The sequence below is a fragment of the Kribbella sp. HUAS MG21 genome (assembly GCF_040254265.1).
Lineage (GTDB): Bacteria > Actinomycetota > Actinomycetes > Propionibacteriales > Kribbellaceae > Kribbella.
The window spans coordinates 1,895,720-1,910,685 of record NZ_CP158165.1; the positions used below are offsets into that span (position 1 = coordinate 1,895,720).

The window sequence follows — 14,966 nt, forward strand, 5'->3', positions numbered from 1 at the left end:
GTTCATGAACTGGTCAGCTGAGCGCCCGCAGGTCGGCGACCAACCGCTGCAGATCGCGATCCGTGACGCCGCCGACCGTGGGGCGGATCTGCCTGCGCTGGTTGCGATTCAGCCGCCAGCAGACGAGTGCGACGAGGACGATCAACTCGATCATGTCCGGCCAACTCCTTTGAAGAACGTGTAGTGGAAGGTGCCGCCGGGTTCGGCGGCGAGGTCCAGGTCGCGGATGCCGGCGGCCCATTCGGCCGGACTCCGCAGGCCGGCGGCGATCGCGCGCTCGCGGACGGACTCGACCATCGCGATGAACGTCCGCCGAGTGAAGCCGTCGACGAGGTGCGGGACGTTCTGGTCGGCGTACACGGTGCGCGGACCGACCTGTACGTCGTCGTACCCGGCCTGCGCGAGCAACGGCTGCAACCGACGGCCGATCAGCGCGTCGCCGCCGGCTTCGGCCTGCAGGTCGACGAGACAGTCGACGACGGCCTGCGCGCGTGGGCTGCGGGGATGGAAGAACGCGGACCCGTGGTCGCCTTCGATCACGGTGATCGTGCCGCCGGGGTTCAGCAGTTCGCGGAGCCGGACGAGGGCCGCGACCGGGTCGGCGAGATGTTCGAGGACGAAGCAGACGAAGACGTGGTCGAACTTCTCGTCGCGCAGGTCGTAGAGGTCCGCGTGCCGCCAGTCGACGGTCGCGCCGGGCGCGTGCTCGGCGACGCGGGCCTTCGCCTGCGCGAGTGACTCCTCGGAGATGTCGATCGAGGTCAGCTCGATGCCGGGGCTGCGGGTGACGAGCTGGACGGTCTGCGCGCCCACGCCGCAGCCGGCCTCCAGTACCCGGCTGCCGGGCGGGTACGTCGTACCGCCGTGCAGCAGCTCGGCCAGCGTGCCGGCCTGGTCGGTCAGCCGGCGGGTCTCCGCCGGGGTGTAGCCGTGGACGTAGTCGGTTCCCATACCTCCAAGGTCGCGCCACAATGGTCCTGTGAACAGGTCCAATCCGGCGATAAGTGGCAGGTCCAAACGCGGTGCGGATTTCCTGCAGCTCGATCCGTCGGAGGCGTCCCCCGGCGGGCTCGCGGACTGGCTCACCGACCGGCTCCGGACCGCGATCTCGACCGGTCACCTGCCGGTCGGCGCCCGGCTGCCGGCCACCCGCACCCTCGCCTCCGACCTCGGTATCTCCCGCGGCGTCGTCACCGAGACGTACCAGCGCCTGACCGAGGACGGGCACATCGCCGGCCAGGGCCGCCGCGGCACGGTCGTCGTCGCGGCCGCGCTACGCCCGACCACCGCCACACAGTCCACCCCGGCCACCCAGCGGAACGAGAACCAGCTCCTAGCGAGCCCCGGCCTGGACGCCTTCGACCGGCTCCGCGACGTCCCGGCCAGGATCGACCTGACGCCCGGCGTCCCGGACCTCGCGGCGTTCCCGCGCGCCGCCTGGATGCGGGCCGAGCGCGCGGTGCTGGGCGACCTGCGGTCGTCGGACTTCGGGTACGGCGACCCCGCTGGGACGCCGGCGCTCCGCCGGGCGGTCGCGGCCTGGCTGGCGCAGTACCGCGGGATCGCGGCGGACCCCGACGACCTGATCGTCGTGGCCGGCGTCGCCCAGGCGATCGGGCTCGTGGCGCAGGTCCTGCCGCAGCACGGCATCCACGAGATCGCGGTCGAGGATCCCGGCTCCCTCGGTTCCCGGCAGCACCTGCAGAGCTGGGGCCTGCACACCCCGCCGATCCCCGTCGACGATCGCGGCTTGCGGGTCGACGTACTGCGGGATTCCGGGGCCCGGGTGGTGATGGCGACACCGGCGCACCACTTCCCGACCGGCGTCGTCCTGGACGGCGAACGGCGCCGCGAACTCATCCGCTGGGCGACGGACGGCGGTCTGATCCTCGAGGACGACTACGACGCCGAGCACCGGTACGACCGCCCGCCGGTGCCGGCGCTGCGCGCGATGCTTCCGGACCAGGTGATCTACGCCGGCAGCGTCTCCAAGCTGCTCGCACCGGCACTCCGGATCGGCTGGATGCTGGCGCCGCCGCAGTACAAGGAGGAGCTGATCGCGCGCAAGCGCCTGGCCGATCTGGGCAACGCCGCCCTGCCGCAGCTCACGCTCGCGCAGCTGATGGAGTCCGGCGAACTCGAACGCCAACTGCGGTTCCTGCGCCGCCGGCACCGCACCCGGCGCGACGCGATGGTCACCGCGATCCGCAACCATTTGCCCACCGCAACCATCCACGGCGCCGCGGCGGGCCTGCACCTGACGATCACGCTCGCCGACGACACCGACGACGCCGCCCTCGCCGCGGCCGCGCTCGAGCAAGGCGTGAAGTGCCACCCGCTGTCCTGGCACTGCCAACTGCCCCACCAGCCCGGCCTGGTCCTGGGCTACGCCGCCCGCACCCCGACCGAGATCAGCGCGGCGATCGCCGTCATCGCGGAGGTATGCCGATCGGGCTCCACCAGTTCGCGCGCCCCGCGAGCTTCATGAACGCGGGCAGCAGCACGCCCCGGATCGCCGTCGCGTCCACGAGTACCGCGACCGCCATCCCGACGCCGATCATCTTCAGGTACACCACACCACCGCTCGCATAGACCGCGAAGGATGCCGCCAGGACGACGGCCGCGGTCGTGACGAGCGGCGCCGACCGCTGCAGGCCCGTCGCCACCGCGCTCTCGGTGTCGCCCGTCCGCAGGTACTCCTCGCGGATCCGCGACACGATGAAGACCTCGTAGTCCATCGACAAGCCGTACACGATGCAGAACATCAGCGTCGGCATACTCGCCTCGAGCACCCCGGTCGCCGTGAACCCGAGCGCCCCGGACAGATTGCCGCGCTGGAACACCCACACCATCACCCCGAACATCACCGCGAGACTCAGCAGGTTCAGCACGGTCGCCTTCAACGGCAGCAGCACACTGCCCGTGGCGACGTACAGCACGGCCACGCTGAGCAGCAGGATCAGCCCGAGCACCAACGGGATCCGCTCGGTGAGTGCGGACCGCCAGTCCGTCATCTCGGCCGGCGAGCCGCCGACGATCGTCGGGTACGGCGCCGGCGCCGCGCGGACCTGCTCCACCAGGCCGCCGATGTCGCCTTCGAGCGCGGCGTCGGTCGGAATCACGGTCAGGTAGGCACCGCCGTTCCGGACGTACGTGTCCACCTGCGCGACACCGTCGAAATCCCCGAGAACCTTCGCGTACGGCGCCAGTCGCGCCGGGTCAGCCGCCTCGGGCATCACGACGTACAGCGCGTCGGACTCTTCCTGGCCGAAGTTCTGCCGGACCTGGTCGGCCATGATCCGACTGCTGGCGTCGGCGGGCAGGATCCGCGCGTCCGGCAGGCCGAAGCGCAACCCGAGAGCAGGTGCCGAGAGCAACAAGATCAGCACCAGCACGCCGCCGCCGATCAGTGCCGGGCGCCGCATCACCGCGGTCGCGAGCGCCGCCCATCGACCGGTCGAAGCTCGCACTGGCACAGGTCGTACGACGCGCCGGCCGAGGAGCGCGAGTGCGGCAGGTAGCACGACCAGTGCACCGAACATCGCGAACGCGACGACCAGCACTCCGGCGTACCCGAAGGATCGCAGGAACGACAACGGGAACAGCAGCAACGCGAGCAGGGAGACCGCGACTGTCAGGCCGCTGAAGAACACCGTCCGCCCGGCCGTACGGACCGCGGCCACCACCGCGTCGTGGACCTCCGCACCGTCCGCGATCTCCTCGCGGAACCTCGCGATCACGAACAGGCAGTAGTCGACACCCAACGCCAGTCCCATCACCAGCGACAGGTTGGCGGCGAACGTCGAGACCTCGGTGAACGCCGCGATCACCCGCAGCCCGGCCAGCGCCCCGCCGACCGCGAAGATCCCGACGCCGAGCGTCACGAGCGCCAGCGACACCCGGCGATAGATGAGGATCAGCAGCCCGAGCACCATCGGGATCACCACCACCTCGGCGCGCAGGAAGTCCTGCCGCGCCTGGGCGCCGATCTCGCGGAACACCTCGTCCTGACCGCCCGACTGCACGGTGATGGCGTCCCGCGGTCCTGCGTACTGCGCCGCGAGCTCACCGACCCGTTGCCGCGCTTCGTTCACGTCGCCCGGCACCCGGACGAGGATCAGCGCCTGCCGGGAATCCTTGCTGCGCAAGGCCGGACTGTCGTCCCGCGACCAGTACGACGCGGCTTCGGCCACTCCCGGCTGTCCCGCGATCTCGTTGGTGAGCCCAACACCAGCCGCGCGCACCGCGGCGTCGTCGACCGTCCCGCTCCTGGCCGTCACGAGGAAGGCGAGGTTCGGCGGGCCGGTCCGGAACTGCTCAGCGAGCACCCGGCGGGCACGGTCCGACTCCGAGGCCGGGTCGGCGATCCGGGACAGCGAGAGGGCGTCGAGCGCACCGGCCGCGACCGCGAGCACCAGCGCCGTCAGCACCACCGACAGCGCCGCGACGATCCGCCGGCGCCGTACCACCAACCGGCCGAGGCGACCGAGCGGAGCCGCCGCGGCCCGGGGATCCGGGTGGACGGGCGGGGCGGTTTCGGGCATGGCGGACCTCCGGGCAGACGGGGGTAGGATGACCAAACACGAGCAGTTGCTCGCATACGGAAAAATACGAGCATTTACTCGTGTTTGTCAACGAAGGGGTCCCGCATGCCCGAGGAACCGCGGCGCCAGGCGCGCGGACAGCGGCGGATGGTGCAGCTGCTGGACGCGGCCGCGGTGGTGTTCGCCGAGGCCGGGTACGCGAAGGCGACCACCAACGCGATCGCGAAGCAGGCCGGGGTCTCGCCGGGCACGCTGTACCAGTTCTTCGCGAACAAGGAGGCGCTGGCGGAGGCGCTCGCCGAGCGCTACCGCAGCGAACTCGCGGCCGCACACGCCAAGGCGTTCGACCCCGGGGCAGCGCACTTGCCGTTGCCGGAGCTGGTCGACCGGATGATCCGGCCGATGGTCGAGGTCAACCTCGCCAACCCGGGATTCAAGGCGCTGTTCGGCAGCGGCGACCTCCCCGAGAAGCTGACCGCACCGCCCCGCGCCCTGCAGCGCGCCGTGATCGGCCGCGTCGCCGAGGTCCTGGCCGCGCGCCACCCCGACCTGCCGCCGGAGCGCCTCGAGACCACGGCCGCCGTCGCGACCCAGATCTTCGCCGCGCTCCTCGGCACCGTCGTGAGCACCCCGGAGGCCCAGCGCGAACGCTGGATCGCCGAGCTCAACCAGGCCCTGATCGGCTACCTCTCACCGCTCGATCAGCGGGTGTAGAGCGGGGACATCGCGAGCGCGAACTGGGTCATCAGGTCCGGATCGAGCTTCCGGGCGGGCAGCGGGACCAGGTCGACGATCTTGTCGGCGCCGACGCGGATCGTGGTGCGCCCGGTGGCGGTGTCGACGTACCCCTCGTCGCCGAGCGGCACGGACTGCGACGTCGGAGCCTTGCGGATCGGCGCCATCAGCGCCTCGCCGTCCGGCTCCCGGCGTACCGAGGTGGACAGCACGCTCGTCGAGGTCACCCAGCCGCAGACCAGGTCCCCGACGAGGGTCTGGCCGTCGCGCCGGACCATCGCCGGCGCGCCCATCACCTTGGTCGCGGCCGACGTACCGCGCTCGCAGTCCGGGCGCGTGATCAGCCGCTCGGGATCCGGCAGCCCGGCAACCTGCCGGACGACCTCCTGACCGAGTACGACGTACTTCGCGAGCGTGGCCCGCGGACCGGACAACTTGTAGAGCTTGCCGCCCAGCAGGAAGACCAGGAACGTGCTCGTCCCGTAGCCGCCCTCGCCGATCACGGCGGGCTTGACCGGTTCGCGCGGCTGCGCGGCGTACTCCTTCTGCGTCGCCGCCAGCGTCGCCTTGGTGGCCGGCAGCACCGACACCCCGACCCGCAGCACCGGTCCGCTCGGGCTCGTGCTGAGCGTGAACTGACAGACGTCGTACGTCGGGAGGCCGAACTCGGCCGGCGGGTTCTTGGCCTGGATGTTCGCGACCGGCACCGCCAGCGTCGACTGCACCAGCGCGGCGTCCATCCGCACGCACAAGGTGTCCGCGACCTTCGCGGTCTCGGACGGGGGCGGCGTGGGCGTCGCGGACGGCGTCTCCGAGGTCGGCGGCGTACTCACCGACACCAGCGGCGGGACGCTCGGCGCGGTCTCCTGCCCGGGACCGCCACACCCGGCCAGCAGTACGACGGTGAGCCCGGCGGCGACGACTACACGGCGGATACGCATGATGGCTCAGACCTTAACCTGCGGCGCGGAGCTCCCTTTCGCGGACGGCGTGTTCGTCGGTGCGGGCGTCGTACCGCCAGAACTCGCGCAGCCAGGCCGCGGTCCCGATGACGCCCACGACGCACAGCGCGCCGCCGCTGACGATCGCGGTCCGGACGCCGGTCAGGTCGGCGACCAGCCCGGACCGGGCCTGACCGCCGAGCGGGCCGAGCGAGTAGCCGAGCATCTCGATCCCGGCCAGCCGGCCGCGCATCTCGTCCGGGATCGTCTGGTTCCAGATCACCGAGCGGAACAGCACCGACACCATGTCGGCCGCACCCGCCAGGGCGAAGAACGCGATCGCGAACCAGATGTTCGGCGCCAGCCCGGCGATCCCGACCGCGGCGCCCCAGGCCATCGTGGCCAGCACCACCGCCCGGCCCTGGTGGTGGACGTGTTTCGCCCAGCCGCTGGTCAGGCTCGCGCACATCGCGCCGATCGCCTCGGCGCTGTAGAGCAGGCCGAGCAGCTTCGGTTCCTTCAGGATGTCGGTCGCGAACGCGGGGAACAGCACGATCGGCATCGCCAGGAACATCCCGACCATGTCGACCAGGTACGTCGCCAGCAGGTCCTTGCGGCGGTACGCGTACACGATCCCGCCGCCGATCGCCCGCAGACTCGGCGCCGTGGTGCCGTCGCCCGCGCGGTACGAACCCAGCCGGGTGTAGAGCAGCGTGGCGAAGACGATCCCGGCCAGCTCGATCGAGAACGCCCAGGTCACGCCCACGGTGCCGACCAGGACGCCACCCAGCGCCGGGCCGGCGAGCTGGCCGACCTGCGCGGTCAGCGAACTCAGGGCGACCGCGGCCGGGATCTCGTCGTGCCGCACCACCCGGGGCAGCAGCGCCTCGCGGCTCGGCCGCTGCAGCGAGGAGGCGACCGCGTTCAACGCGCCGCAGACGTAGATCAGCCAGACCTGCGGGTTCGGCAGCAGCGTGTTGGCGACCATCAGCGCCGCGATCACGACCTGCGCCAGGCCGGTGAGGACGAGCAGCTTCCGGCGTTCCACGTGGTCGGCGAGCGCACCGCCGTACAGGCCGAAGACCACCAGCGGGACGATCGTCACCAGGCCCATCGCACCGACCGCGAAGTTCGAACCGGTGAGCTGGTACAGCTGGTACGGCAGCGCGACGTACCCGACCATGCCGCCGAGGAAGAAGACCGAGCCCGCGACCAGCAGGACGCGGAAGTCGTGGGAGCTGCGCCACGGGGTCAGATCGATACGCAGCCGACCCAGCCGGGCGCGGAAACTTGCTGTCACCGAGTCATAGTGACAGTTCCGACCGAGCCGGACGAACCTGTTTCAGCTTCCGGCCCTTCGGCCAGGATCGAAAGGCCCCGGTCCGGACCCCGGCCGCTCCTGGCGTGGAACCGATTGGTTGCCGCTGGCGTCAATCTGCTCGGCCGGGACGATCCCGGCCGGTTCTCGGAAACGGAGAAGAACCGCATGATCTCGATCAAGTCGGCCCGGGCCAGTACCTGAAGCCCGGGCAGTACCGCCGTTCCGCCAACGGGATCTACACGCTGCTCATGCAGACCGACGGCAACGCCGTGATCGTCCACGGCCGCACCCCGGTCTGGTCGACCAACACCGCCGGCCGCTAAGGCTTCAATCGAGCGGCAGCAGGTCGGTCAGGTCGGTGCGTTCGCCGCTGGCGCGGAGCTTGCCGGTGAGCCGGGCGTCGGCCCACGACGTCCGGCCGAGCGCGACCTCGATCCACAATTCCGGCGGCATCTCGATCACCGCCCCCGGCGTACCGCGGGTATGCCGGGGGCCTTCGATGCACTGCACGGCGCCGTACGGCGGGACGCGCACCTCGACCGCGTGCCCCGGCGCCTTCGCGACCAGGCGTTTCAGCAGTTCCTTGGTGAGCAGCTTCAGGTCGGCGCGTTCCGCCGTACCGTCGTCGTAACGCTGCAAGGCCTGCCGGAACGGGGCGTCGGACATCTCCACGACGTGCCAGCGTACGCGGCGGTTTGCGGTGACGCCCCTTTCGTCGGCGATAATCGGGCGGGAGACGAGGAAGCGAGGTCGGGATGCTCACGCCCAGGCACCAGGCGCTGCTGATGACGCTGGCGGGAATGACCGTCGGCGTGGTCGCGTTCGGCGCCGTGGTCGTCGTCAACGGCGGCAACCCGTTCGCAACCCAGCAGACGCCGGTCGGGGTGGTCAGCCCGTCCCCGTCGAGTACGCCGAGCCGCACCGACGGCCTGCAGGCCGACGGGCTGCAGTACGCCGTCCAGAACTTCGGCACCGACGACGACCCGGTGTCGTCCGAGGTCCCGGCGGGCTGGAAGAGCTCGCAGACCGGCACCCGGCCGCGGTTCCTGGACCCGACCGGGGTCTGGCAGCTCCGGTTCGACACCCGCGGCAGCAAGCAGAGCCCGGACGAGCTGGTCAAGGCCCGCGAGCGCAGCATCGACGAGCGCGACCTGCAGGTGCTGAGCCGCGACAACGGCACGCTGGTCTACACGTACGTCGACCAGAGTCGCGGCCCGCGGATGGGGATGTCGCGCTGGATCTCGCTCGACAACGGCAGGACGTCGGCGGTCGAGATCACCGTCGGCGGCCGCCCGCAGGACGAGGCCGGCCTGCGCGCCGTACTCCAGCACGCCACCGACACACTCGAGCTCCCGACCGCGCCGGGCGACGACCGCCCGAACTAGGGCCTGCCTAGCACTTGATGTCGGTGGCCGGGGTGTTGCCCTGGACGAGGTAGCTCTCGACGACGTTCTTCACGCAGGCGTTGCCGGACAGGTACGCCGTATGGCCGTCGCCGTCGCGGGTCACCAGGATGCCGCTGTCCAGCTGGTGCGCCAGGCCGACCGCCCACTCGTACGGCGTCGCCGGGTCGCGCGTCGTACCGAGCACCATGATCGGCTTCGCGCCGGTCGCCTTGATCGCGTGCGGCTTGTTGACCGCCTTCACCGGCCAGTTGACGCACGCCACCGACGACCAGGCGAGGTACTCGCCGAAGCGCGGTGACGCGGCCTTGAACTCCGGGATCTCCGCCTGCAGCTGCGCGATCGAGCTGACGTCCGGCCGGTCGAGGCAGTTGACCGCGATGATGGCCTCGTTCGAGTTGTCGCCGTACCCGCTCGGCTTGCGGTCCGTGTACTCGTCGGCGAGCGCCAGCAGCCGGGCGCCGTTCCCGGCGAGGCCGTCGGTGACGGCCTCCTCGAGGCGCGGCCAGAACTCCTTGAGGTACAGCGGATAGACCAGGCCGAGCATCACCAGCGCCTGCGTGACGTCCCGGTTCCCGTCGCCGGGCAGCGGGTTCTCGTCGCTGATCTTGAGCAGCTGGTCGATCTTGGCCAGCACCTCGTTCTTGCTGCTGCCGAGCTTGCAGGACCGCTGTGCACAGTCCTCCGCGAACGCGTCCAGGGCCTTGTCGAAGCCCTTCGCCTGCGCCATCGCCAGCTGCTCGGAGCTGATCGCCGGGTCGACGGCGCCGTCCAGCACCAGCCGGCCGACGTTCTTCGGGAACAGCTCGGCGTACGTCGCGCCGAGATAGGTCCCGTACGACATGCCGAGGTAGTAGAGCTGCGGGTCGCCGACGATGCCGCGCAGTACGTCGATGTCGCGGGCGGCGTCCTTCGTCGACACGTGCGGGAGCAGCTGCCCGGCGCGCTGCTGACAGCCGGCCGCCAGGACCTTGAACTGCTTGTCGAGCTCCGCGACCTCGGTGGCGTTGTCGGGGCTGCCGTCCGCGGCGATCATCGCGTCCAGCTGCTCGGTGTCCAGGCACTTCACCGGCGTGGACTCACCGACGCCGCGCGGGTCCCAGCCGACGATGTCGAACTTCCGCAGCACCGACGCCCCGAACAGCATCGGCGTCTGCGCCGCGAACTCCTGCCCCGACGCGCCCGGGCCGCCCGGGTTGATGAACAGCGTCCCGATCCGGCCGCCGCGGTCGCGGGCCAGCACCTTCCGGGCGCGCAGCTCGATGGTCTCGCCGGTCGGCTTGCTGTAGTCCAGCGGGACCTCGATGGTCGCGCACTGCTGGTTCGATCCGCAGCGCTCCCAGTCCGGCTGCTGCTGGTAGAACTTCTCCAGCCCCGCCGGGATCGGCCCCACCGGTCCGCGCGGCGGGTTGCTGCCGACGCCGGGCGCCGTACCGCCTCCCGCGTCCTGCGCGCGGCTCGCCACCCCGCATCCGCTCGCGAGCACCGCAAGAACTGCCAGCAGTACGGTCGGCCTGCGGAATCTCACTGCGCGGAATCTCCCTGGTCGTCGTGGTGCAGCCGGCGGCGGCGCCGAGGTTTCCGGGCCCGGCGCTCCTCACGGGTCTCGGCGCGCGGCGGGGTGTCGTCGTCGGGTACTGCGGTGTTCTCGGGTACTGCGTTTTCCTGGGGTGCTGCGGTGTTGTTGGGTACTGCGTTCGTTTCGCGTACTGCGGGTTTCTCGGCGGCGGGGACTTCTTTTGGTAGGACGGGTGGTGCGTCGGAGGTCGTCGTACCGGATGCCTCGTACTGCTGCCGCGGCGAGCACACGTCCGCGCGGCTGCAGGCGCAACGCCGTCCCGACGCCGCCAGCCGGACGACGACGGTGTCGCTCGGCACGTTGTGCCCGACCACCACTCCATCACCCGCGGGGGTCTCCACCGCGGTCCCGACCGCCGGGGCCTTCGCGTTGAACTCCTGGTACAGCGGGTGCTCGTACTTCAGGCAGCACATCAACCGGCCGCAGGCGCCGGAGATCTTCAGCGGGTTCAGCGGCAGGTCCTGGTCCTTCGCCATCCGCACACTGACCGGTTCGAAGTCCTTCAGGAACGTCGCACAGCACAGGTCCCGCCCGCACGGCCCGATCCCGCCCTGCAGCCGCGCCTCGTCCCGCGCGCCCACCTGCCGCAACTCGATCCGCGCCCGCAGCGCGCGGGCCAGATCCCGCACCAGCTCGCGGAAATCCACCCGGTGCGGCGCGGAGAAGTACACGATCACCAGCTGGTCGATGTCCGGCCGCCGATCCACGAAGTCGATCCCGACCACCTTCATCGGCAACCCGTGCTGCCGAATCGTCCGCTTCGCGATCACCCGCGCGTCCGCCCGCCGCTGCCGGTTCTGCTCGTCCCGCTCCAGATCCTGCTCCGAGGCGATCCCCGCACACGTCGGCAGCCCGCCGACGTCCTCGGTCACGTACTGCGGAGCCCACACACACTCCGCCACCTCAGGCCCGTCGTCGGTAGGAACCAGCACCTTGTCCCCCACCCGCGGCCGAAACTCCCCCGGATCAAGGTAATAGAGCCGCCCGTACCGCTCGAACGACACCGCCATGACCATACCCACGCGGCCAGAGTACTTGCCGTACCCCGAGCAGGCAGCCCACCCAGGCACCGCCGGGTAACGAGCCCACGCGTGCTCCGCACCCCTACGTCGTCGCTCCGCTCCTCCTCCGGGCCACTACGCCCGCTCCCACCCACCCCCGGGCTTGACGCCCGGAACCTCCTTTCCGGCTAACGCCGGGCTCTTCCGGCTGACGCCGGCACATGCGGCTGGCGCCGCGGGCTCCGGCTGACGCCGCGGGCTCCGGCTGACGCCGGTCATTCCGGCTGGCGCCGGGAGTTGCCGGCTGCCGCCGGCGAGCTGCGAGCTAGCGCTCGCGAGCGACAGCAGGCCCCGCGACCTCCAGTGCCGTACGGAAGCGCGGGAAACGCGGCGCACGCTTGGCCCAGCTCCGGCGCAGACGGACCAGCTGCCGGCTGAGGCCACGGAGCCTCCGGACACGCCGGTAGTTGGCGTGCCGCCGACGGGTTCCGGCTGACGCCGGGACTTGCCGGCTGCCGCCGGCTAGTTGCGAGCTAGCGCTCGCCAGGCCCCGCGGACTCCAGCAGCCGGACGACGGCGCGGGAACCGCGCGGCACGCTTGGCCCAGCTCCGCCCCAGACGACCAACTGCCGGCTGACGCCACCGAGCCTCCGGCACAGACGAATCAGTTGTCGGCTGAGGCGATGGATCTCCGGTCACGCCGGAATTGCTGACTGCCGTCGGCTAGCTGCGAACGAACGCTCGCGAGCGGCAGCAGGCCCACGGACTCCAGGAGGCGGATGGAGGCGTGGGCCGCGGGGCCGGAGGGCGTGCTCGTTCACCTCGGAGCTGTCGGCCCTCAGGGGTGTTGGCTCACCTGGGAACTGTCGGTTCTCAGGGGTGTTGGCTCACGTTGGGGTGGTGGCCCGCGCTGGGGCCTCGGCGGTGGTGATGGTGTGGGAGGTGGCGGGGGTGGGGGCGCCGTAGTAGTCGTCGTTGGAGGCTGTGGTGCCTAGGACTATGAGGAAGAGGAACAGGAGTAGGTAGCCGAGGGTTAGCAGGGTGCCTATGACCAGGCCTGCGATTGCCATGCCTTTGCCGTCCTGGTTGCGGCGTTTGATCTGGACCAGGGCTGCGATGCCCAGGCCGATGGCTACCGGGGCGGAGATGCCGATGACCAGGCCGCCGAGGCCGCAGACGAGGGCTGCTGTGGCCAGGCCGTTTGTTCCGCCTGAGCCTGTGTAGCCGTAGCCGCCGTAGACGCTGTGCGCGTACGGCGATTGTGCGTACTGCGAGCCGTACTGGCCCTGTGCGCCGTACTGTCCCTGATTCGTCTGCCCGTACTGACCCGTCTGCCCGTACGGGCCAGCTTGGCCGTACTGGCCCTGGCTGGCTTCGCCGTACTGGCCCTGGCTGGCTTGGCCGTATTGGGGCTGCTGGCCGTAGGTGGGTAGGGGGCGGGTTGCGTCCTGGGGGCGGTCTTGGGGGCGCTCGGGGGGTGGGTTTTGGGGTGGGTGGGTCACGGTGCTCCCGAGCGGGTCTTGAGGGGTTTCTGGCGCATCGTAGCTGCCGGGCGGGGTCCCGATCGGGCCGGGCCGGTTGCCGCGGGCAACCGGCCGGGGGCGCCGTCGAGTTGACCCAGGAGCAGGCTCGTCTTCGCTCAGCGGCGGCTGTTCTTGACGGTGCCGGTGATCTTGTCGTCGGGGCCGTACGCTGCGCAGAGGATCCGGCGGTCGCCGTGGTCCCAGGCGCTCTTGTCGGGCGTCCACCAGCTCAGATAGAGCTCGGACTCGTCGCTCGACTTGCCGACGTACGTACCGAACTCCGGCCGGCACGCCCGGTCGGCCGCCTTGTCGATCCCGTTGTTGCCGGGGTACTCACCGGCCGGGAGGGTGACGATCGCGACGATCTCGCCGTCGTGCTCGGTCGGGCAGGGCTGCCGGACGACCTCGTCCTCCGTCTTGGTGTCGTTGAAGCATTCGCCCACCGCGAGCTCGTCGACGTACGTACTCGACGTGCCCGACGGATCCGAGGCGCCGTACTCGTCGTCGGCCGACGAGCCGAAGGCGATCACGAGCCCGAAGATCAGGATGTACCCGAGTGTCACCAGCGAGCCGATCACCAGTCCGGCGATCGCCATGCCCTTGCCGGCCTGCTGCCGCCGGTTGATCTGGACGAGTGCCGCGATGCCGAGGCCGATCGCGACCGGTGCCGAGATCCCGATGACGAAACCGCCGAGCCCGCACACCAGCGCCGCGGTCGCCAGGCCGTTCGTCCCGCCCTGCCCGGGATAGCCGTACCCGTACCCGTACGCCGCGGGCGGCTGCCCGTACTGCGCCGGATACTGTCCCGGCGCAAACCCCTGCCCGTACGCCGCGTGCCCGGCCTGCGACTGCCCGTACTGCGCCTGCCCGCCGTACGGCGCACCGTACTGCGTCTGCGCATAAGGCGGCTGCCCCGGCGCCGCCCAAGACGCCCCGGCCGAACCCGCGGCACCAGCGGCCCCATAGGACCCGGCAGCACCCCCGGCCGACCCCGTCTGCTGGGCGTGCGGCTCCGTCGGCCGCCCGTACGTCGGGAACGGCTGCGTCGGATCGCGCGGCCGGTCCTGAGGCCGCTCATTTGGCAGGTCCTGGGGCCGGCCGGGTGGCTGGTCAGGTCCTGGTCCGTACGGTGGCTGCGTCACGCTGTCCCCCACTGCTGCCCCGCCGCGGGCATCATCGCTGCGATCCGCGCATCGTACCTGTCAGCCGGGTCCCCGGCATCCCGACCAGACACAGGACGTTGCCGTCAGCAACCGCACGGTCACCCAGGACGACGTAGTACATGTCGAGGTCGGAGCTTTCGTAGGACTTCCCGACGAACTCGGCGAACGCGCCCGCGCACTGCTGCGTCGCCACCGCCCCGGTCTGCGCCGCCGGCAACCCGACCAGCGCGGCCTGCACCTTCGCGTACGCCTCCCCGGTGTGCGGCGCGGCGCAGTTCGCGATCCGGACCAGCCGCAGCGACTCCGCCTCCAGATCCGCGTCGAAGCAGCGCCCGACGTCCACCTGCGAGATCGAGACCGTCTTGCCGATCCCGCGCCGGTAGTCGCCGACCAGGTTGAGCGCGACCGCCACGCCGATCGCGATCACCCAGCACAGCGACACCGCGAGGGCGCCGTACGCGAGCCGCTTCCCGTGCCCGCCGGCCCGTTTGATCCGGCGGAGCGCGACGCCGGCCAGGACGACGGCGATCGGCACCAGCCCGGGCAGGCTGGTCGCGAACGCGGCGACGGCGTACCCGTCCTGCCGCTGCTGGGCCGGGTGCGGTACGCCGACCAACCAGGACTCAGCCGACGGCAACGAGGGCCGCATCGGCTGGATCGGGGAAGGCGGCTCGGTCAAGGGTGTTCCATTCGACAACTGTTGGCCGAGCCTTTGTCTTAGCTCGGACACCCAGTCATCGGACCGGCTGGTCTCGG

Annotated in this window: 14 protein-coding genes; 3 read left to right on the plus strand and 11 right to left on the minus strand. The window is 71.0% G+C overall.

What is annotated here, in order from left to right; all coding sequences use genetic code 11:
* Positions 1-13: 13 nt before the first annotated feature.
* Both ABN611_RS09065 and ABN611_RS09070 read right to left on the minus strand, forming a co-directional pair.
* The gene (locus tag ABN611_RS09065; protein WP_350279361.1) at positions 14-154 is read right to left on the minus strand and encodes a hypothetical protein; all 141 of its coding nucleotides are present in this window, start codon (positions 152-154) and stop codon (positions 14-16) included.
* Positions 151-951: a methyltransferase gene (locus ABN611_RS09070; RefSeq protein ID WP_350279362.1), complete on the minus strand. Its 801-nt coding sequence runs from the start codon at positions 949-951 to the stop codon at positions 151-153. Before ABN611_RS09070 ends, ABN611_RS09065 begins: the two co-directional genes overlap by 4 nt.
* 28 nt (positions 952-979) lie before the next feature.
* Between ABN611_RS09070 and ABN611_RS09075 the strand changes: the two genes are divergently transcribed.
* Complete coding sequence (locus ABN611_RS09075; RefSeq protein ID WP_350279363.1) at positions 980-2,488, plus strand: PLP-dependent aminotransferase family protein; 1,509 nt, start codon at positions 980-982, stop codon at positions 2,486-2,488.
* Here the strand turns inward: ABN611_RS09075 and ABN611_RS09080 are convergent.
* Positions 2,430-4,544, minus strand: a complete 2,115-nt coding sequence (locus tag ABN611_RS09080) for an MMPL family transporter (protein WP_350279364.1) — start codon at positions 4,542-4,544, stop codon at positions 2,430-2,432. The two genes, ABN611_RS09075 and ABN611_RS09080, sit on opposite strands and share 59 nt — an antisense overlap.
* 105 nt (positions 4,545-4,649) lie before the next feature.
* Between ABN611_RS09080 and ABN611_RS09085 the strand changes: the two genes are divergently transcribed.
* Positions 4,650-5,258, plus strand: a complete 609-nt coding sequence (locus ABN611_RS09085; protein ID WP_350279365.1) for a TetR/AcrR family transcriptional regulator — start codon at positions 4,650-4,652, stop codon at positions 5,256-5,258.
* Here the strand turns inward: ABN611_RS09085 and ABN611_RS09090 are convergent.
* The 3 genes from ABN611_RS09090 to ABN611_RS09100 form a co-directional block, all read right to left on the minus strand.
* Positions 5,246-6,220 carry a hypothetical protein gene (locus tag ABN611_RS09090; RefSeq protein ID WP_350279366.1) on the minus strand — a complete coding sequence of 325 codons (975 nt, stop codon included), beginning with the start codon at positions 6,218-6,220 and terminating at the stop codon, positions 5,246-5,248. The genes ABN611_RS09085 and ABN611_RS09090 overlap by 13 nt on opposite strands.
* 13 nt (positions 6,221-6,233) lie before the next feature.
* Positions 6,234-7,520, minus strand: coding sequence for an MFS transporter (locus ABN611_RS09095; RefSeq protein WP_350279367.1), 1,287 nt, complete (start codon positions 7,518-7,520; stop codon positions 6,234-6,236).
* A 348-nt stretch (positions 7,521-7,868) separates the two neighbouring features.
* Positions 7,869-8,207 (minus strand): sterol carrier family protein, encoded by a 339-nt coding sequence (locus ABN611_RS09100; protein ID WP_350281613.1) that lies wholly within the window; start codon positions 8,205-8,207, stop codon positions 7,869-7,871.
* Positions 8,208-8,296: 89 nt separating this feature from the next.
* Between ABN611_RS09100 and ABN611_RS09105 the strand changes: the two genes are divergently transcribed.
* Positions 8,297-8,926, plus strand: coding sequence for a hypothetical protein (locus ABN611_RS09105; RefSeq protein ID WP_350279368.1), 630 nt, complete (start codon positions 8,297-8,299; stop codon positions 8,924-8,926).
* Between the two features lie 7 nt (positions 8,927-8,933).
* On the opposite strand, the gene ABN611_RS09110 is transcribed toward ABN611_RS09105, so the two are convergent.
* The 5 genes from ABN611_RS09110 to ABN611_RS09130 form a co-directional block, all read right to left on the minus strand.
* Entirely contained in the window at positions 8,934-10,472 is a 1,539-nt protein-coding gene (locus tag ABN611_RS09110; protein WP_350279369.1) for an alpha/beta hydrolase, read from the minus strand.
* A complete protein-coding gene (gene ricT, locus ABN611_RS09115; RefSeq protein ID WP_350281614.1) occupies positions 10,469-11,539 on the minus strand; it encodes a regulatory iron-sulfur-containing complex subunit RicT in 1,071 nt (356 codons plus the stop codon). The genes ABN611_RS09110 and ricT overlap by 4 nt, the downstream gene beginning before the upstream one ends.
* 872 nt (positions 11,540-12,411) lie before the next feature.
* The gene (locus ABN611_RS09120; RefSeq protein ID WP_350279370.1) at positions 12,412-13,026 is read right to left on the minus strand and encodes a DUF4190 domain-containing protein; all 615 of its coding nucleotides are present in this window, start codon (positions 13,024-13,026) and stop codon (positions 12,412-12,414) included.
* A gap of 137 nt (positions 13,027-13,163) precedes the next feature.
* Entirely contained in the window at positions 13,164-14,189 is a 1,026-nt protein-coding gene (locus ABN611_RS09125; RefSeq protein WP_350279371.1) for a DUF4190 domain-containing protein, read from the minus strand.
* A 31-nt stretch (positions 14,190-14,220) separates the two neighbouring features.
* Positions 14,221-14,889: a DUF4190 domain-containing protein gene (locus ABN611_RS09130; RefSeq protein ID WP_350279372.1), complete on the minus strand. Its 669-nt coding sequence runs from the start codon at positions 14,887-14,889 to the stop codon at positions 14,221-14,223.
* Positions 14,890-14,966 lie beyond the last annotated feature (77 nt).